The sequence below is a fragment of the Amphritea sp. genome, assembly GCF_050300915.1.
GTDB lineage: Bacteria > Pseudomonadota > Gammaproteobacteria > Pseudomonadales > Balneatricaceae > Amphritea.
In genome coordinates this window covers 1-16,944 of the sequence record NZ_JBNKYN010000034.1, presented here as the reverse complement: position 1 = coordinate 16,944, position 16,944 = coordinate 1, and the positions used below count along the sequence as shown (strand labels likewise).

Below are 16,944 nucleotides of genomic sequence, written 5' to 3'. Positions count from 1 at the left end.
TCAAACGTTTATAAAAGCACACTGATAACTACCGATTTCAAAGTGCTTATATAAACAACCGGGGCGCACAAGGCGCCCCGATAGGGAAACTGAGATTAAAACAGTTTCTATTGTAACGGTTTACTTATAAACCGGGAAGCGTGCACAGATATCCAGAACCTTCTGTTTAACGCTGTTGATAACATCTTCATTATCGATGTTATCCAGTACGTCGCAGATCCAGTTGGTCAGTTGTTCCGCTTCGGCTTCCGCAAAACCACGACGGGTAATCGCCGGAGTACCGATACGCAGACCCGAGGTGACGAACGGAGAGCGCGGATCGTTAGGCACAGAGTTTTTGTTAACGGTGATGTTTGCACGACCCAGCGCCGCATCCGCATCCTTACCGGTATACTCTTTACCAATCAGATCAACCAGGAACAGGTGGTCATCAGTCCCATCAGAAACGATCTTGATGCCGCGTTCCTTGAAGGTTTTTGCCATCGCCTGAGCGTTTTTAACAACCTGAGCCTGATAAGCTTTCCAGTCATCCTGCATCGCCTCTTTGAAGCAGACCGCTTTCGCAGCGATCACATGCATCAGCGGGCCACCCTGAGACTCTGGGAATACAGCGAAGTTCAGTTTCTTCTGCAGCTCTTCATCAGCATTAGCCGATAGAATCAGACCACCACGTGGACCACCCAGCGTCTTGTGTGTCGTAGTCGTTACCACATCAGCGACCGACAACGGGCTAGGATAAACGCCGGCAGCAACCAGACCCGCAACGTGTGCCATATCAACAAACAGGAAGGCACCCACTTTATCAGCGATATCACGGAAACGCTGCCAGTCAACAATACGGGAGTAGGCAGAGAAGCCCGCAACGATCATTTTTGGCTTATGCTCAAGCGCCAGACGTTCAACTTCGTCATAGTCGATCTCGCCGGTTTCAGCATTCAGACCATACTGAACCGCGTTGTAGATACGGCCGGAGAAGCTGACCGCAGAACCGTGAGTCAGGTGGCCACCGTGAGCCAGACTCATCCCCAGAACAGTATCACCTGGCTGACACAGGGCCATATAAACCGCTGCGTTTGCCTGAGAACCGGAGTGCGGCTGAACGTTCGCATAAGTCGCGCCAAACAGCTCTTTCGCACGATCTATCGCCAGCTGTTCAACCACGTCAACATGTTCACAGCCGCCGTAGTAACGCTTGCCAGGGTAACCTTCCGCGTACTTATTGGTCAGCTCAGACCCCTGAGCCTCCATTACCCGTGGGCTGGTATAGTTTTCAGAAGCGATCAGTTCGATATGCTCTTCCTGACGTTTGGCCTCAGCCTGCATCGCAGCATACAGATCAGGATCAAAACCAGCGATAGTCATCTCTTTGCTAAACATTAGCGGTCCCCAAGGTTGAGATTTACTCCGGCCCGGTCAACCCGCCATTACAGCAGCGATATTCCGGGCCTTGGAAAAGCCGCACATTATAGTCGAATTTATATACAAAGCGCACTTGAAAGTAAGTCAGTTAACAGAGAATTTTGTTCATGAAGAAAATAATCCCGGCAGCACTTTGCTGCCGGGAACCGAGGCGCATCAGATCCAGCCTATTCGATAGCGATAGAGACACTGGAAGGTTGCTGCTCCTGAACCTTAGGCAGCGTCAGATTCAATACGCCATTGTCAAAACTGGCTTTGACCCCTGCCGGATCGACATCAGAACCCACGCTGAGGGAGCGGACAAACTTACCATAGTGACGCTCCTGGCGGATCAGTTTGCCATCTTTTTCCTCTTTATCCTCTTTCGTGGTTTCAGCGCTGACCGACAGCACCCCGTTTTCCAGACTGACCTTAATGTCCTCTTTATTGATGCCCGGCAGATCCACCCTGACCAGATACTGACCTTCGCCATCATGGACATCAATCGCCGGCACCTTGTCACCACTATCCTCACGCCGAACCGGGCGAAAGAAATCATTAAAGAATGTATCGTCAAACAGACTATTAAAACGTGTCAGATTACTCATTGCTCTCACCTCCCAGGTTGTTGTTTTCAGTGATCGCACGCTCTTGCCTTGCAGCCAGCCGCATATATATCCGTTCTGCTACCACCTGCATTCTGAGTTTAGAAAGACAATGCAGCATTCTCCAGTGGCTCTTTTGACGTATATCAAATGGCAATAAACTCCCGGGGCGGCTAATATATGCGCAGTTTTGAGATAACAGTTAACAAACAGGTTGTGTAATGGCTCAGTACGTTTACAGCATGAATCGGGTCGGCAAAGTTGTGCCTCCCAAACGCGAAATACTAAAAGATATCTCCCTCTCGTTCTTCCCTGGCGCCAAGATCGGTGTGCTGGGACTGAACGGCTCGGGTAAATCATCCCTGCTGCGCATCATGGCAGGGGTGGACCAGGAGTATATCGGTGAAGCCCGGCCAATGCCCGGCATCAATGTCGGCTATCTGCCTCAGGAGCCGCAACTGGATGACAGCAAAACCGTTCGTGAAGTGGTAGAAGAGGCAGTTGCCGATGTCAAAGAAGCGCTGGATGGACTGGAAGGGGTTTACGCCGCTTACGCCGAACCGGATGCCGATTTTGACGAATTAGCTAAACAGCAGGCGCGTTATGAAGACCTGATCGCCGCCAAAGATGGCCACAACCTGGACATCATGCTGGAGCGCGCCGCTGATGCGATGCGTTTGCCCCCCTGGGATGCCGAGGTTAAGAACCTCTCCGGTGGTGAACGCCGCCGGGTTGCCCTCTGCCGCCTGTTGCTGGACAAGCCGGACATGCTGCTGCTGGACGAACCCACCAACCATCTGGATGCTGAATCGATCGCCTGGATCGAGCGTTTTCTCCAGGAATATCCAGGAACAGTAGTGGCAATCACTCACGACCGCTATTTCCTCGATAATGCCGCCGGCTGGATTCTGGAACTGGACCGGGGCCGGGGTATTCCGTATGAAGGCAACTACTCCAGCTGGCTGGAACAGAAAGATAAGCGCCTGGAGATGGAGTCCAAGCAGGAAGCCGCTCACCATAAAGCGGTGAATGCCGAGCTGGAGTGGGTCCGCCAGGGCCAGAAAGGCCGACAGGCCAAGTCAAAAGCCCGTCTGCGCCAGTTCGAGGAGATGAACTCCCGCGAATTCCAGACCCGCAACGAAACCTCTGAGATCTACATTCCACCGGGGCCTCGTCTGGGCGAAAAAGTGATCGTACTGAACAACGTGACGAAGTCGTTTGGCGACAAGATGCTGTTTGAAGATCTGTCGCTGACTATTCCTCAGGGCGCCATTGTCGGTATCATCGGTGGTAACGGTGCCGGTAAATCGACCCTATTCAAAATGATCACCGGCACAGAACAGCCTGATTCGGGTACGATTGAGATCGGCGAAACCGTCAAGCTGGCGTATGTTGATCAGAGCCGCGATCTGGCAGGCGAAAAAACCGTCTGGGAAGAGATCTCCGACGGCCAGGACAACATCGTGGTTGGTAACTATACCACGTCATCCCGGGCCTATTGTGGTCGTTTCAACTTCAAAGGCGCGGACCAGCAGAAGTTTGTTAAAGACCTCTCCGGCGGTGAACGCAACCGGCTGCACATGGCCAAGCTGCTGAAAGAGGGCGGCAACGTGCTGCTACTCGATGAGCCAACCAACGACCTTGACGTAGAAACCCTGCGGGCTCTGGAAGAAGCGCTGCTGGCCTTCCCGGGCTGCGCTGTGGTGATCTCCCACGACCGCTGGTTCCTTGATCGGGTCTGTACCCATATGCTGGCCTACGAAGGTGATTCAAAAGTTGAGTTCTTTGAAGGCAATTACACCGAATACGCCGAAGACTACAAACGCCGCTATGGCAAAGACCATCAGCCAGAGCGGATCAAGTACAAGCGGATTGCCAAATAACTAAGTCTGACTGCATTCCAGATGTATACCAAACCGGCCTGGCGCCGGTTTTTTTTTAATATTCTCACTCTGAGTATCGGTAAAAGATACTCCTGAGATAATATGCTCTAAAATGATGATGAATAAGACAGATAAAATGGAGCACAGGTATGACTGAAGAGCGGCGCCGCTTCCAACGGATCACTTTTGATGCAGATTGTGAGATCCGTACCGATGATTGCAGCTGGCCGGTGCAGCTGATCGACATCTCCTTTCAAGGGGCTCTCACTTCAGTGATTCTGACACCGCTACTGCATACCGGTGATGCCGCTGAACTGGTTATCCGGCTGTCGAATGACACCGTTATCCGGATGCCGGTGATTCTGCGCCATCAACTCGGCGAATATCTGGGTTTTGAAGCGCAGACAATGGATATCGACAGTATCACCCACCTGCGTCGTCTGGTTGAACTCAACCTGGGCAGTGAGGAGCTCCTCGAACGAGAGCTGGTGCACCTCAGCGCGAACTAAACAGTACGCTGAGAGCACTCTCAGCGTAAAGCCCTCAGCGCGAAAAGATCAGAGCGCATCCAGCGCCTCAGATAGCTGACTCACACCGATAACGGTCATCCCTTCGGGTGATTGTTTTGGCACATTGGCCTTAGGCACAATCGCCCGCCGGAAGCCATGTTTAGCCGCTTCTCTGATCCGTTCCTGGCCATTCGGTACCGGGCGAATCTCGCCGGAGAGACCCACCTCGCCAAAGACAATCAGATCCTGCGGCAATGCGCGGTCACGAAAGCTGGACACGACCGACAGCAGCAACGCCAGGTCGGCACTGGTTTCCAATACCTTTACCCCGCCCACCACGTTAACGAAGACATCCTGATCCCCGGTCTGCAGTCCACCATGACGGTGCAGTACCGCCAGCAACATCGCCAGTCGATTATGATCCAGCCCCACCGCCACCCGCCGAGGATTGTTCATATGGCTCTGGTCCACCAGTGCCTGCACCTCCACCAGCAACGGCCGGGTGCCCTCCCAGATCACCATCACCAGACTGCCGGGGCTGGCTTTCTCTCCACGATTAAGAAAGATGGAGCTGGGATTCTTCACCTCTTTCAATCCCTGCTCCAGCATCGCAAACACCCCCAGCTCATTCACCGCACCAAAGCGATTTTTATGGCTGCGCAGGGTGCGGAAACGGCCATCACTGTCACCCTCCAGCTGCAGTGAACAGTCGATCATATGCTCCAGCACTTTAGGGCCCGCCAGAGAGCCATCTTTGGTCACATGGCCCACCAGAAACAGAACCGTACCGGTCTGCTTGGCAAAGCGGGTGAGATAGGCTGCCGCTTCACGCACCTGGGATATACTGCCGGGTGCCGACTGCACATCGTCAACATGCATCACCTGAATCGAATCCACCACCAGCACTTTTGGCTTCAGTTGTTCCGCAATCGCACAGATCTGTTCCACACTGGTTTCGGATAGCATCTTCAGATTGTTGGTCGTCAGCCCCAACCGCTGAGCCCGCAACGCAACCTGTTGCAGTGATTCCTCACCGGTCACATAGAGCGCTGGCATCTGCTGCGCCAGATGGCACATGGTCTGCAACAGCAGGGTACTTTTACCCGCCCCCGGATGCCCACCGATCAGAATCGCCGACCCGGGCACCAGCCCGCCCCCCAGCACCCGGTCCATCTCTCCTGACCCGGACGCAAAACGGGGCATATCAGCCAGATTAACCTCTGACAGATCCTGCACCTTAGCCATCCCGCCGGCACCAGCATAGCCTTCAAAGCGGGCGCCGCGGCTACTGCTGGGTTTAGCACTGCTGAGTCGCACCTCGGTGAGTGTGTTCCAGGCATGACAAGCACTACACTGGCCCTGCCATTTAGTATAATCTGCACCGCAATCATTACAGACGTACGCACTCTTTGCCTTGGCCATCAGACACTCCTTGGGATCAATCAGAGCATTCTAACGGAAGCCTCGGTTCGCTTGAACCAAAGAGAACTTTATTTATTCCGCTGAAGGGCTACAATCATGCGCTACCTAATCTATAAAAAAATCAAATCAGACGTATCACATTGCCCATGAGGAGCTTCAGATGAAATTGGAAACGATTGCCATACACGGTGGTTACAGCCCGGAAGAGACGACTAAAGCGGTCGCGGTGCCTATCTATCAAACCACCTCTTACGCGTTTGATAACGCCCAACACGGCGCTGACCTGTTTGATCTGAAAGTCGCGGGAAATATCTATACCCGTATTATGAACCCTACCACCGACGTACTGGAGCAGCGCGTAGCCGCTATGGAGGGCGGAGTAGCTGCACTGGCTGTCGCTTCCGGCATGGCGGCGATCACCTATGCGATTCAGACCATCGCTGAAGTGGGTGACAATATCATCGCTACCAGCGAGCTGTATGGCGGCACCTACAACCTGTTTGCCCACACCTTCCCGCGTCAGGGCATTGAGGTACGTTTTGCCAACAAAGATGATTTTGCGGCGATGGAAGCGCAAATTGATGACCGCACCCGCGCTATCTACTGTGAATCAATCGGCAACCCTTCCGGCGGTATCGCTGATATTGAAACGATGGCTGAGCTGGCTCATAAACACGGCCTGCCGCTGATCGTTGACAGCACGGTTGCCAGCCCTGCCCTGTGGCGCCCGATTGAGCACGGTGCCGACATCGTGGTACAGGCAGCGACCAAGTATATTGGTGGTCATGGCAATTCTATCGGCGGCGTTATTATCGATTCAGGTAAGTTCCCGTGGGCTGATCATGCCGACCGTTTCCCGTTGCTGAACACACCTGATATCTCTTATCACGGTGTGGTGTACACCGAAGCCTTCGGGCCGGCAGCCTTTATCGGCCGCTGTCGGGTTGTACCACTGAGAAACACCGGTGCAGCACTGTCTCCAATGAATGCCTTCCTCTTGCTCCAGGGTATCGAAACCCTCTCCCTGCGTATGGAACGGGTTTGCGAAAACACTCTGAAAGTCGCTAAATATCTGGAAAACCATGATCAGGTTAGCTGGGTTAACTATGCGGGCCTGGAAAGTCATAAAGATTATCCCCTGGCACAGAAATATATGGATGGTCAGGCATCCGGCATCCTCAGTTTCGGTATCAAAGGTGGACGTGAAGGCACCCGCCAGTTCTATGACGCACTGAATATCTTTACCCGTCTGGTGAACATCGGTGACTGCAAGTCTCTGGCGTCGATCCCGGCGGAAACCACTCACCGCCAGCTCAACGATGAAGAGCTGAAATCAGCCGGTGTTTCAGCAGACATGGTGCGCCTGTCGGTCGGCATTGAGCATATCGACGATCTGCTGGCAGATCTGGAGCAGGCATTGCAAGCGGCCAAATAAGCACAACCCGATCCAAACAAAAAAGCCTCGCAATCGCGAGGCTTTTTACTATCGGCTGATACGCAACTGAGTAGCTCAGCCTTATTTAAACACTTTCCGCACCCGTTCCCACAACGTCCGGGCGTTATGTCCCCTTTCTGAGGCTTTTGCCAGCTGGCGCAAAGTTTCGATCTTACTGATCGCCAGCGCATACTGCCCTTCTACTTCATCATCGGCAGAGGCATTAAACTCAAGATCGTTTACCAGACCATCATTCAGGCCATAGATCCAGCCATGCACGGTCAGATCCTGTCCACGGGCCCAGGCATCCTGAACAATCGTGGTTTCACAGACATTGAAAGCCTGCTCAATGACATTCAGTTCACACAGCCGGTCGAGTTGCTGATGGGAGTGATCCCAGGCAGACAGCAGCTCACGATGCTTCTGATTCACCTTCCGAATCTGTCTCAGCCAGTTATCGATCAAACCATGCGGGGTGCTCTCCAGCGCCGCCTTAACACCGCCACAACCGTAGTGCCCCACCACCATAATATGTTTAACTTCCAGCACCTGCACCGCATACTGAATCACCGAAAGGCAGTTCATATCGGTATGAATCACCAGATTCGATACATTGCGGTGCACAAACAACTCGCCCGGCAGCATGCCGACAATCTCATTGGCAGGAACACGACTATCGGAACAGCCAATCCAAAGATATTCCGGCGCCTGTTGATGCGCCAATGTTTCAAAAAAATGCGGATCGTCCTGGCTGATCTGCTCGGCCCACTTGCGATTGCTTTCTAAAAGTTGTGTCAGTCGTTTCATGGTTATCTGTTACATAGCAAAAGAGGGCTTCATAAAGCCCTCTTTTTAACGGTAGGATTAAACGTGATACTGAGCGCTGAGCTCATGCACCGCATCAACGAAGATCTTCGGCTGTGCCGGATCAACAAACTGATGGATACCGTGCCCCAGATTAAACACATGCCCCGGACCGTTGCCATAGCGGGCCAGAATATCAGCCACTTCTGCACGGATACGCTCCGGTGTACCGTATAACACAGACGGGTCCATATTACCCTGCAGCGCCACTTTGTCGCCAACACGGGCGCGGGCATCATCAATATTGGTGGTCCAGTCCAGCCCCAGGGCATCGGCACCGGATTCCGCCATCGCTTCCAGCCACTGACCACCGTTTTTAGTAAACATAATCAGAGGCACTTTACGCCCCTCATGTTCGCGGATCAGACCGTTGGCGATCTGCTGCATATATTTCAGCGAGAACTCCTGATACATCGGGCCACTCAGTGCGCCACCCCAGGTATCGAAGATCTGTACCGCCTGTGCACCACTAAGAATCTGTTGATTCAGATAATCAGTAACGGACTGCGCCAGCTTATCCAGCAACTGATGCAACACTTCAGGCGTGGCATACAGCATCTCTTTAATATGACGAAAATCTTTACTCGAACCACCTTCGACCATATAGGTTGCCAGTGTCCAGGGACTGCCGGAGAAACCGATCAGTGGCACCCGGCCATTCAACTCAGACCGGATGGTTTTAACGGCATCCATCACGTAATCAAGATCTTTGGCTGAGTCAGGCACCGGCAGCGCATCAACATCCGCTTCGGTACGAATAATTTTCTTAAACTTAGGGCCCTCTCCCACCTCGAAGTACAGTCCCAGTCCCATCGCATCCGGAATCGTCAGAATATCGGAAAACAGAATGGCTGCATCCAGATCGTAGCGTTCCAATGGCTGAATGGTCACTTCACAAGCCAGCTCTTTATTTTTACACAGGCTCATGAAATCGCCAGCCTGGGCGCGGGTGGCGCGATATTCAGGCAGATAGCGGCCAGCCTGACGCATCATCCATACCGGTGTCACATCAACAGGCTCGCGCATCAGCGCGCGCAGAAAACGATCATTCTTCAGTTCAGCCATTGCTTCTTCTCGATTCAGATTTAAAACTGCGGGCATTTTACAGGTTTTTGCAGGCGGGAGCGAACAACTGGGTCATGTTATCTGCCAGAAATCCCACCGATAAAAAAGGCCGCCCACGGCGACCTTTTTCCTGACAGGCTAAGGTTTACACTTTAAGGTAATCCAGAATGCCTTCAGCAGCCTTACGGCCCTCATCAATAGCCGTCACCACCAGATCAGATCCGCGCACCATGTCACCACCGGCAAAGATTTTCTCATTGCTGGTCTGGAAGGCAAACGCGGCTTCTGCTGAGGTTTTGATGCGGCCATCCTGTTCCAGGTCGATACCGAAATCGGCAAACCACGGAGACGGGCTTGGACGGAAACCAAACGCCACCAGCACCGCATCAGCAGGCAATACCTCTTCACTGCCAGCAACGACTTCCGGACGACGGCGACCATTCTCATCGGGCTCACCCATCTGTGTGGTCACCACTTTAACGCCAGTAACCCTGCCAGCATCACCAACAACCTCAACAGGCTGACGGTTAAACATGAACTGCACACCCTCTTCACGGGCGTTTTCAACTTCACGCTTAGAGCCGGGCATATTCGCTTCATCACGACGATAGGCGCAGGTTACGCTGTTAGCGCCCTGACGGATAGAGGTGCGGTTGCAATCCATCGCGGTATCACCACCGCCCAGAACAACAACATTTTTACCCTCTACGCCGATATAGTCGGCGATATCTTTTTCATAGCCGAGGCAGCGGTTAACGTTAGAGATCAGGAACGGCAATGCATCATGCACCCCCTGAAGCTCTTCGCCCGGGAAGCCGCCCTTCATATAGGTGTAAGTGCCCATACCCAGGAAAACCGCATCGAAGCCATCAATCAGCTCCTGCATCTGAATGTCCTTACCGACTTCGGTATTCAGACGAAACTCAACACCCATATCGGTAAAGATTTCGCGGCGACGCACCATCACGTCTTTATCCAGCTTGAACTCAGGAATACCGAAGGTCAGCAATCCACCGATTTCCGGATGACGATCAAATACCACCGGTTTAACCCCGTTGCGCACCAGAATATCTGCGGCCGCAAGACCCGCAGGGCCAGCACCAATCACGGCCACTTTTTTATCAGTTACCGGCACCTTGGTCATATCCGGGCGCCAGCCCATCGCAAAGGCGGTATCGGTAATATATTTTTCCACTGAACCGATGGTTACAGCACCAAACTCATCGTTCAGCGTACAGGCACCCTCACACAGACGATCCTGAGGGCAGACACGACCACACACTTCAGGCAATGAGTTGGTCTGATGGCTCAACTCAGCGGCCTGTATAATATTGCCTTCAGATACCAGCTTGAGCCAGTTCGGAATATAGTTGTGTACCGGACACTTCCATTCACAATATGGATTACCGCACTCAAGACAGCGGTGTGCCTGCTCAGATGCATCCTCAGGCTTAAATGGCTCATAGATCTCGGCAAACTCCTTTTTACGGATATCCGCTTCAATCTTACCTGGTCCCTGACGCTCTACTTCCAGAAACTGAAAATCATTCTTCAGACGTTCAGACATTCTCCACCCCGCCTAATAGTGTCTGCCTGCAGACAGACACAGCTTTTACTAAACACCTGTTCGATGAACCCATTACTCCGGACGCGAGCGCATATCAGTCAGCAGCGCCCCCAGACTTGCGGCTTTTGGCTTAACCAGCCAGAAGCGACCAATATAGTCATCGAAGTTTTCAACAATTTCCCGACCCCATGCACTACCGGTCTCTTTAACAAAGCCGATAATCACAGAGCGCAGGTGGTTTTTGTACTCTTCCATATGCTGAGGAGCGACCCGATGGATATCCACCAGCTCATGGTTGTACTTATCAACAAAGGTGTTTTCCATATCCAGTACGTAAGCGAAGCCGCCCGTCATACCTGCACCGAAGTTGTAGCCAGTCTGGCCCAACACGGTAATCAATCCACCGGTCATATATTCACAGCAGTGATCGCCTGCGCCTTCGATGACCGCATGACAGCCGGAGTTACGCACAGCAAAACGCTCGCCTGCACAACCCGCTGCATACAACGTGCCGCCGGTTGCACCATAAAGACAGGTGTTACCGATAATCGCAGTATCATTGCTGGCGTAGGTCACCACATCCGGCTGATTAATAACGATCTTGCCGCCGGCCATCCCCTTACCAACATAATCGTTCGCATCACCTTCCAGGTAAAGTTCCTGACCACCGGCGTTCCAGACACCAAAACTCTGACCGGCATGACCGGTAAAGTTAAAACGAATCGGGGCATCAGACATCCCCAGATTACCATGAGTCTTCGCAATAGCACCGGAGGTCCGGGCACCAACTGAGCGATCACAGTTAGTGATAGGCAGGTCGAATACACCCCCTGATTTATCACTGATCGCCTGCTTAGCCAGCTCCAGCATCCGGGTATTAAGTTTACCGGTATCGTAAGGGTCGTTGTGCTCAACCTGACAGGTCTGAGGATATTCCGCCGGAATACCGGCATCAGATATCAGCGGTGCAAGATTCAGCTTGGCGTGCTTCGCCGTTGTCCCTTCCAGAAGTTCCAGCAGATCAACCCGGCCCACCAGTTCTTCCATCGTCCGTACGCCCACCGTTGCCATCCACTGACGGGTCTCTTCAGCAACAAAGCGGAAGTAGTTCTTAACCATCTCCACCGTACCGCGGTAATAGTTATCACGCAGCTCATCGTTCTGCGTGGCAACACCGGTTGCGCAGTTATTCAGGTGGCAGATGCGCAGATACTTACAGCCTACCGCTACCATCGGCATAGTTCCAAAACCAAAGCTTTCGGCACCCAGAATGGCCGCTTTAACCACATCAAGACCGGTTTTCAGACCACCATCGGTCTGCAAGCGGATCTTGCCACGCAGATGGTTACCGCGTAAGGACTGATGCGCATCAGCCAGACCCAGCTCCCATGGAGAACCAGCATAGTGCACTGAAGTCAGCGGACTTGCCGCCGTACCACCATCATAACCTGAGATAGTAATCAGGTCAGCATAAGCCTTGGCAACACCACAGGCGATCGTACCCACACCCGGGCGGGACACCAGCTTCACCGATACCAGACCTTCTGGATTAACCTGTTTCAGGTCGAAAATCAGCTGTGCCAGATCCTCAATCGAATAGATATCATGGTGCGGCGGCGGCGAAATCAGGGTAACACCCGGCACCGAGTAACGCAGCCGTGCGATCAGGCTGTTGACCTTACCGCCCGGCAACTGACCACCCTCACCGGGTTTCGCACCCTGAGCCACCTTGATCTGCATGACATCCGCATTGATCAGATACTCAGGCGTTACACCGAAGCGACCGGAAGCCACCTGCTTAATCTTTGAACGCTTATTGGTACCGTGACGGGCAGGGTCTTCACCACCCTCACCGGAGTTCGAACGGCCACCCAGTTCATTCATCGCCATCGCCAGACATTCATGCGCCTCAGGCGACAGAGCACCCAGCGACATCGCGGCAGAATCAAAGCGTGGAAACAGGTTTCCAACCGGTTCAACTTCACTCAGCGGAATCGGTTTAACATCTTTTCTCAACCCCATCAGATCGCGAATAGTCGCGACACCCCGCTTATTTACCAGGTCTGCATAGGCCTGATAATCGGCGGGATCACCACTGCGAACAGCGGTATGAATGGTGCGGATAACATCCGGATTGTAGGCGTGGTATTCACCACCATGGACATACTTTAATAACCCGCCCTGCTGGATTTTCTTGCGTGCAACCCAGGCTTCCGCAGCCAGAGTCTGCTGGTCCTTCTGGAAATCGCTAAAGTCAGCTCCCTGAATACGGCTGGCAACACCCGGGAAGCACAGATCAACCACTTCAGAGTTGATACCCACCGCTTCAAACAGCTGCGCTCCACGGTAAGAGGCAATCGTAGAGATACCCATCTTCGACAGGATCTTCATCAGGCCCTTCTTAATGCCCTTACGATAGTTCTCGTGACTGTCGAGCCAGTTCATCTGCATCTCGCCAGTAGCACACAGGTCAGTCAACACCCGATACGCCAGGTATGGATAGACGGCTGTAGCACCAAAACCAAACAGTACAGCAAACTGATGCGGATCACGTACCGTACCTGACTCGACCACAATGTTGGCATCAGCACGCAGTCGGGTATTGATCAGACGGTGATGCACCGCACCGGTCGCCATCGCCGCATGAATAGGCAGTCGTCCCGGTGCAATCGCGAAATCAGACAGGATAATGAGAACCTTGCCGGAGCGAACCAGTTGTTCAGCCTGATCAGCAACCGACTCAATCGCCGCTTTCAGATCCATAACCGCAGGATCATAATTCAGATCGATCTGAGCAACACCAAAACCTTCAACGGTATTGTTTTTCAACCGCAGAAACTTACTGGCTGACAGTACTGGCGAAGTCAGAATAACCCGGCGAGCATGCTCAGGAGTCTCTTCAAATACGTTACGCTCGGCACCAATACAGGTTTCCAGCGACATAACAATCGCTTCACGTAGCGGGTCGATCGGTGGATTGGTCACCTGGGCGAACTGCTGACGGAAATAGTCAAAGACTGAACGGACTTTTGATGACAACACTGCCATCGGCTTATCATCACCCATTGAGCCCACCGCTTCCATCGCGGTCTCACCCAGCGGACGCAATACCTGATCACGCTCCTCATAGGTGACCTGGAACATCTTCATGTGAGTTTTAACCTCTTCCGGGGTCATCTCACAGAAAGACTGGGACTCTTCAGTCAGGTTCATGGTCTGCTCTAATGGCAGGGCATTTTCACGCATCCACTTTTTATAGGGTTGCGCTTTCTTCAGCCGGTCGTCCACATCAGCGGTATGCAGCACTTCACCGGTCTGGGTATCGATAGAGAGAATCTGCCCCGGCCCAACACGCCCCTGAGAGACAACATCTTCAGGCTTGTAATCAAATACCCCGATCTCTGATGCGGTACAGATCAGACCATCTTTGGTCATTACCCAGCGGGACGGACGCAGACCATTCCGGTCAAGCATACAGACAGCAAAACGGCCATCGGTCATCACCATACCGGCAGGGCCATCCCAGGGCTCCATGTGCATGGAGTTGTAATCATAGAATGCACGCAAGTCGGCATCCATCGTGTCAACATTCTGCCAGGCTGGTGGCACAATCATGCGCGCCGCACGATACAGATTCATGCCGCCGACCAGAAGAAACTCCAGCATGTTATCCATACTGGAAGAGTCCGAACCGGTAGTATTTACAATCGGCAAAAGCTCGTCAACGTTTGGCAACATCTCCGTAGCAAACTTACTGGAGCGTGCCCGTGACCAGTTGCGGTTGCCCTCGATGGTGTTGATCTCACCATTGTGCGCCAGTAAGCGAAATGGTTGAGCCAGCGGCCAGCGTGGCGCGGTATTGGTTGAAAACCGCTGATGATAGGTACAGATCGCGGTTTCCAGACGCTCGTCACTGAGATCCTGATAAAACACCGGCAGATCCACCGGCATTGTCAGACCCTTATAAGAGATAACTTTGTCAGACAGACTACAGATATAGAAATCACTATCGGCGCTCAGTGCAATTTCAGCCTTACGGCGTGCCGTGTACAGACTGACTGCAAACTCACGCTCCGCTTTATCTGTGGTGACAAAAACCTGCTCAATCTGCGGCAGAGTGTCTTTGGCAATCGGGCCAAGGCAGCTTGGATCAGTCGGCACAACCCGCCAACCGGCGATATTCAGCCCCTGCGCCAGCAGTTCATTATTCAATGTTTCACGTGCAGCAGCCGCCAGGGCAGGCTCTTTTGACAGGAAGACCATGCCAACAGCATAGTTATCGCCCAGCTCAACCCCAAGGTCACTTTGTGCCGCAGCTCGCAGAAATGCATCCGGCTTCTGCATCAGCAATCCACAGCCATCCCCGGTTTTGCCGTCAGCTGCGATCCCACCACGGTGGGTCATACATGCAAGTGCTTCAATCGCCTTCAACAATACATTGTGGCTTGGTTCACCTTGCATATGGGCCATCAGGCCAAAACCACAGTTGTCTTTGAACTCACCAGGGCGATACAGACCTTTGCTCATAAACGAATCCCACCAAAAAGTTCTTAATTATCAATATATTACCGCCGCAAATTTCCAGCCACAGTTGTTCATGTAGGGAAAATGGGACAGGTATTTTACACAGCGAGGGTAGGAAGGACAAATTATAAGCAAAACAGAAGATATTTTTGTTTGCGTAAGCAATAAAAAAAAATACTACTTTCTGGTTGCGATATCTGCCTGAATCCCCTGAATAGTCCTCGCCCAGGGCTTCAGCTTAGCAAGCGCTGAAGGAAGAGCCGCAGCTGCTGCATGAGCCGTATTACGATCCTTATACTGACCATAGACTACCACAAACCAGGGCTTATTTTTGTAACGAGTCTGAAACATATAAAATTTTTGTGGTTCAGCCTGATCCTGGATGAACTGCTCTGCACTACTTTGCTTACCAGCACCCAGCATTTGTAAGGTATAGCCTGTTGAGGGCCACCCCATCAGCGCCTGCTCCGCTTCACTCAACTGACTACCCGATGAGACAGATTTACTTGCTACAACAGGCTTGGGAATATCAGCCGCTTTATCTGTTGCCACCTTAGATACTTTCGCTGGCGCTAGCGCTTCAACCGGGGCCGTTTGTACAACTTCATTAACCACGGGCTTAGTTATTGTTTCAGCAGGAGAGGCCGGCGTCTCAGATGAAGATTTAGCCATACCCTGGTTAGTTTTGACGGCAGCCGTATCTGATTTTTCGGGCTCAGCGTCAGGTGAAACCACGACAACCGACGACGGTACCTCCGAAGATCCTTTAATCTCAGCAGTTGCTATCGGCAAATCATCACTCTGTACTGGTTTTTCTTCTATCTCATTATCATTGCTGGGGACAAGTCTTTCGACTTCAAGCGTTGCCACTACTGGAGGTGAATCTGATGAGGCAATTACCGGTTCCGCTTCAACAGGCACCTGAATTTGCACCTGAGTTCGGGTAGTACCGACATCACTCTCAGGCCAGTACTGCCATAACCCTGCAACCAGGATAACGAGAAGAACAGCGGCGATACTGACAAGATGAAGACGGGAAACTCCTGTAGCCTCATTCGTTTTATTGACAGTACCGGACCGGAACAACTGTTCAGCCTGCTGATTAAGAGCCCCAGGATAGCCTTTTGAAACATCAAAAACCGCTTGCAACTGTTTCTCTGATAAAGAGGCAGCGGCACTGTAGCGCTGATACAGGTAACTTTTAGCTTCTTTAAAGGTAAACGGCTCTAATACCAGCTGATGAACCTGAGATTCCAGCAAGGTGTACTCATCAAACGCCTGCAATCGGGCTTCAAAACCCTCACGGGCAGTCATCAGCAGATGAGGCTTGACTGGTAACCCCTGTGCTTCACTTAGCATCTGCAGCAGTAACTGGATGGCCGGCTGTTCCAGCTGATCGGCATTATCGATGATAATAACCCATTGAATATGCTCAACCGCCATCACCTGAGCAAAACTGTAGATAGCATTCAGCATCTGCTGATTATCAGCCTGAATATCAAGCTCAGGACTTAGCTGCTTACTTAAAGCAACCAGCAGCCCGTTAAGCGAACTGGTTTTACTACCATCTACGGAACAGAGCCGCAGAGTTCGATCACTTTCAGCGTTCTGGAGCTGATGAATGAGCATCGTTTTACCTGATCCGGCAGGACCTGTAACTAACAACAGAAAA

The 16,944-nt window shown here is 52.3% G+C and carries 11 protein-coding genes; 3 read left to right on the top strand and 8 right to left on the bottom strand.

The window, feature by feature from the left end; all coding sequences use genetic code 11:
• Positions 1–120 precede the first annotated feature (120 nt).
• Positions 121–1,377, bottom strand: coding sequence for a serine hydroxymethyltransferase (glyA, locus tag ACQY8X_RS10730; RefSeq protein WP_428035136.1), 1,257 nt, complete (start codon positions 1,375–1,377; stop codon positions 121–123).
• 209 nt (positions 1,378–1,586) lie between these two features.
• On the bottom strand, positions 1,587–2,006 hold the full coding sequence (locus ACQY8X_RS10725) for an Hsp20/alpha crystallin family protein (protein ID WP_428035135.1): 420 nt from the start codon (positions 2,004–2,006) through the stop codon (positions 1,587–1,589).
• Positions 2,007–2,224: 218 nt separating this feature from the next.
• Between ACQY8X_RS10725 and ettA the strand changes: the two genes are divergently transcribed.
• Both ettA and ACQY8X_RS10715 read left to right on the top strand, forming a co-directional pair.
• Positions 2,225–3,886: an energy-dependent translational throttle protein EttA gene (gene ettA / locus ACQY8X_RS10720; protein WP_428035134.1), complete on the top strand. Its 1,662-nt coding sequence runs from the start codon at positions 2,225–2,227 to the stop codon at positions 3,884–3,886.
• A gap of 149 nt (positions 3,887–4,035) precedes the next feature.
• A complete protein-coding gene (locus ACQY8X_RS10715) occupies positions 4,036–4,395 on the top strand; it encodes a PilZ domain-containing protein (RefSeq protein WP_428035133.1) in 360 nt (119 codons plus the stop codon).
• A gap of 48 nt (positions 4,396–4,443) precedes the next feature.
• On the opposite strand, the gene radA is transcribed toward ACQY8X_RS10715, so the two are convergent.
• Positions 4,444–5,817, bottom strand: a complete 1,374-nt coding sequence (gene radA, locus ACQY8X_RS10710) for a DNA repair protein RadA (RefSeq protein ID WP_428035132.1) — start codon at positions 5,815–5,817, stop codon at positions 4,444–4,446.
• A gap of 160 nt (positions 5,818–5,977) precedes the next feature.
• Here radA and ACQY8X_RS10705 point away from each other — a divergent pair, with 160 nt between their 5' ends.
• Complete coding sequence (locus ACQY8X_RS10705; protein ID WP_428035131.1) at positions 5,978–7,252, top strand: O-acetylhomoserine aminocarboxypropyltransferase/cysteine synthase family protein; 1,275 nt, start codon at positions 5,978–5,980, stop codon at positions 7,250–7,252.
• Between the two features lie 81 nt (positions 7,253–7,333).
• Here the strand turns inward: ACQY8X_RS10705 and can are convergent, their stop codons facing one another.
• The 5 genes from can to ACQY8X_RS10680 all read right to left on the bottom strand — a co-directional run.
• Positions 7,334–8,059: a carbonate dehydratase gene (gene can, locus ACQY8X_RS10700; RefSeq protein WP_428035130.1), complete on the bottom strand. Its 726-nt coding sequence runs from the start codon at positions 8,057–8,059 to the stop codon at positions 7,334–7,336.
• Positions 8,060–8,116: 57 nt separating this feature from the next.
• On the bottom strand, positions 8,117–9,181 hold the full coding sequence (gene hemE / locus ACQY8X_RS10695; RefSeq protein WP_428035129.1) for a uroporphyrinogen decarboxylase: 1,065 nt from the start codon (positions 9,179–9,181) through the stop codon (positions 8,117–8,119).
• A 145-nt stretch (positions 9,182–9,326) separates the two neighbouring features.
• Positions 9,327–10,748 carry an FAD-dependent oxidoreductase gene (locus ACQY8X_RS10690; protein ID WP_428035128.1) on the bottom strand — a complete coding sequence of 474 codons (1,422 nt, stop codon included), beginning with the start codon at positions 10,746–10,748 and terminating at the stop codon, positions 9,327–9,329.
• 72 nt (positions 10,749–10,820) lie between these two features.
• Positions 10,821–15,275: a glutamate synthase large subunit gene (gene gltB / locus ACQY8X_RS10685; RefSeq protein ID WP_428035127.1), complete on the bottom strand. Its 4,455-nt coding sequence runs from the start codon at positions 15,273–15,275 to the stop codon at positions 10,821–10,823.
• Between the two features lie 174 nt (positions 15,276–15,449).
• Positions 15,450–16,944: AAA family ATPase (locus ACQY8X_RS10680; RefSeq protein WP_428035126.1), on the bottom strand; the 1,495-nt coding region annotated here is incomplete at its 5' end.

What these genes read in the sequence shown, in the direction of transcription:
- glyA (WP_428035136.1), bottom strand. Translation starts at nt 1,377, where the DNA reads ATGTTTAGCAAAGAGATGACTATCGCTGGTTTTGATCCTGATCTGTAT.
- ACQY8X_RS10725 (WP_428035135.1), bottom strand. Translation starts at nt 2,006, where the DNA reads ATGAGTAATCTGACACGTTTTAATAGTCTGTTTGACGATACATTCTTT.
- ettA (WP_428035134.1), top strand. Translation starts at nt 2,225, where the DNA reads ATGGCTCAGTACGTTTACAGCATGAATCGGGTCGGCAAAGTTGTGCCT.
- ACQY8X_RS10715 (WP_428035133.1), top strand. Translation starts at nt 4,036, where the DNA reads ATGACTGAAGAGCGGCGCCGCTTCCAACGGATCACTTTTGATGCAGAT.
- radA (WP_428035132.1), bottom strand. Translation starts at nt 5,817, where the DNA reads ATGGCCAAGGCAAAGAGTGCGTACGTCTGTAATGATTGCGGTGCAGAT.
- ACQY8X_RS10705 (WP_428035131.1), top strand. Translation starts at nt 5,978, where the DNA reads ATGAAATTGGAAACGATTGCCATACACGGTGGTTACAGCCCGGAAGAG.
- can (WP_428035130.1), bottom strand. Translation starts at nt 8,059, where the DNA reads ATGAAACGACTGACACAACTTTTAGAAAGCAATCGCAAGTGGGCCGAG.
- hemE (WP_428035129.1), bottom strand. Translation starts at nt 9,181, where the DNA reads ATGGCTGAACTGAAGAATGATCGTTTTCTGCGCGCGCTGATGCGCGAG.
- ACQY8X_RS10690 (WP_428035128.1), bottom strand. Translation starts at nt 10,748, where the DNA reads ATGTCTGAACGTCTGAAGAATGATTTTCAGTTTCTGGAAGTAGAGCGT.
- gltB (WP_428035127.1), bottom strand. Translation starts at nt 15,275, where the DNA reads ATGAGCAAAGGTCTGTATCGCCCTGGTGAGTTCAAAGACAACTGTGGT.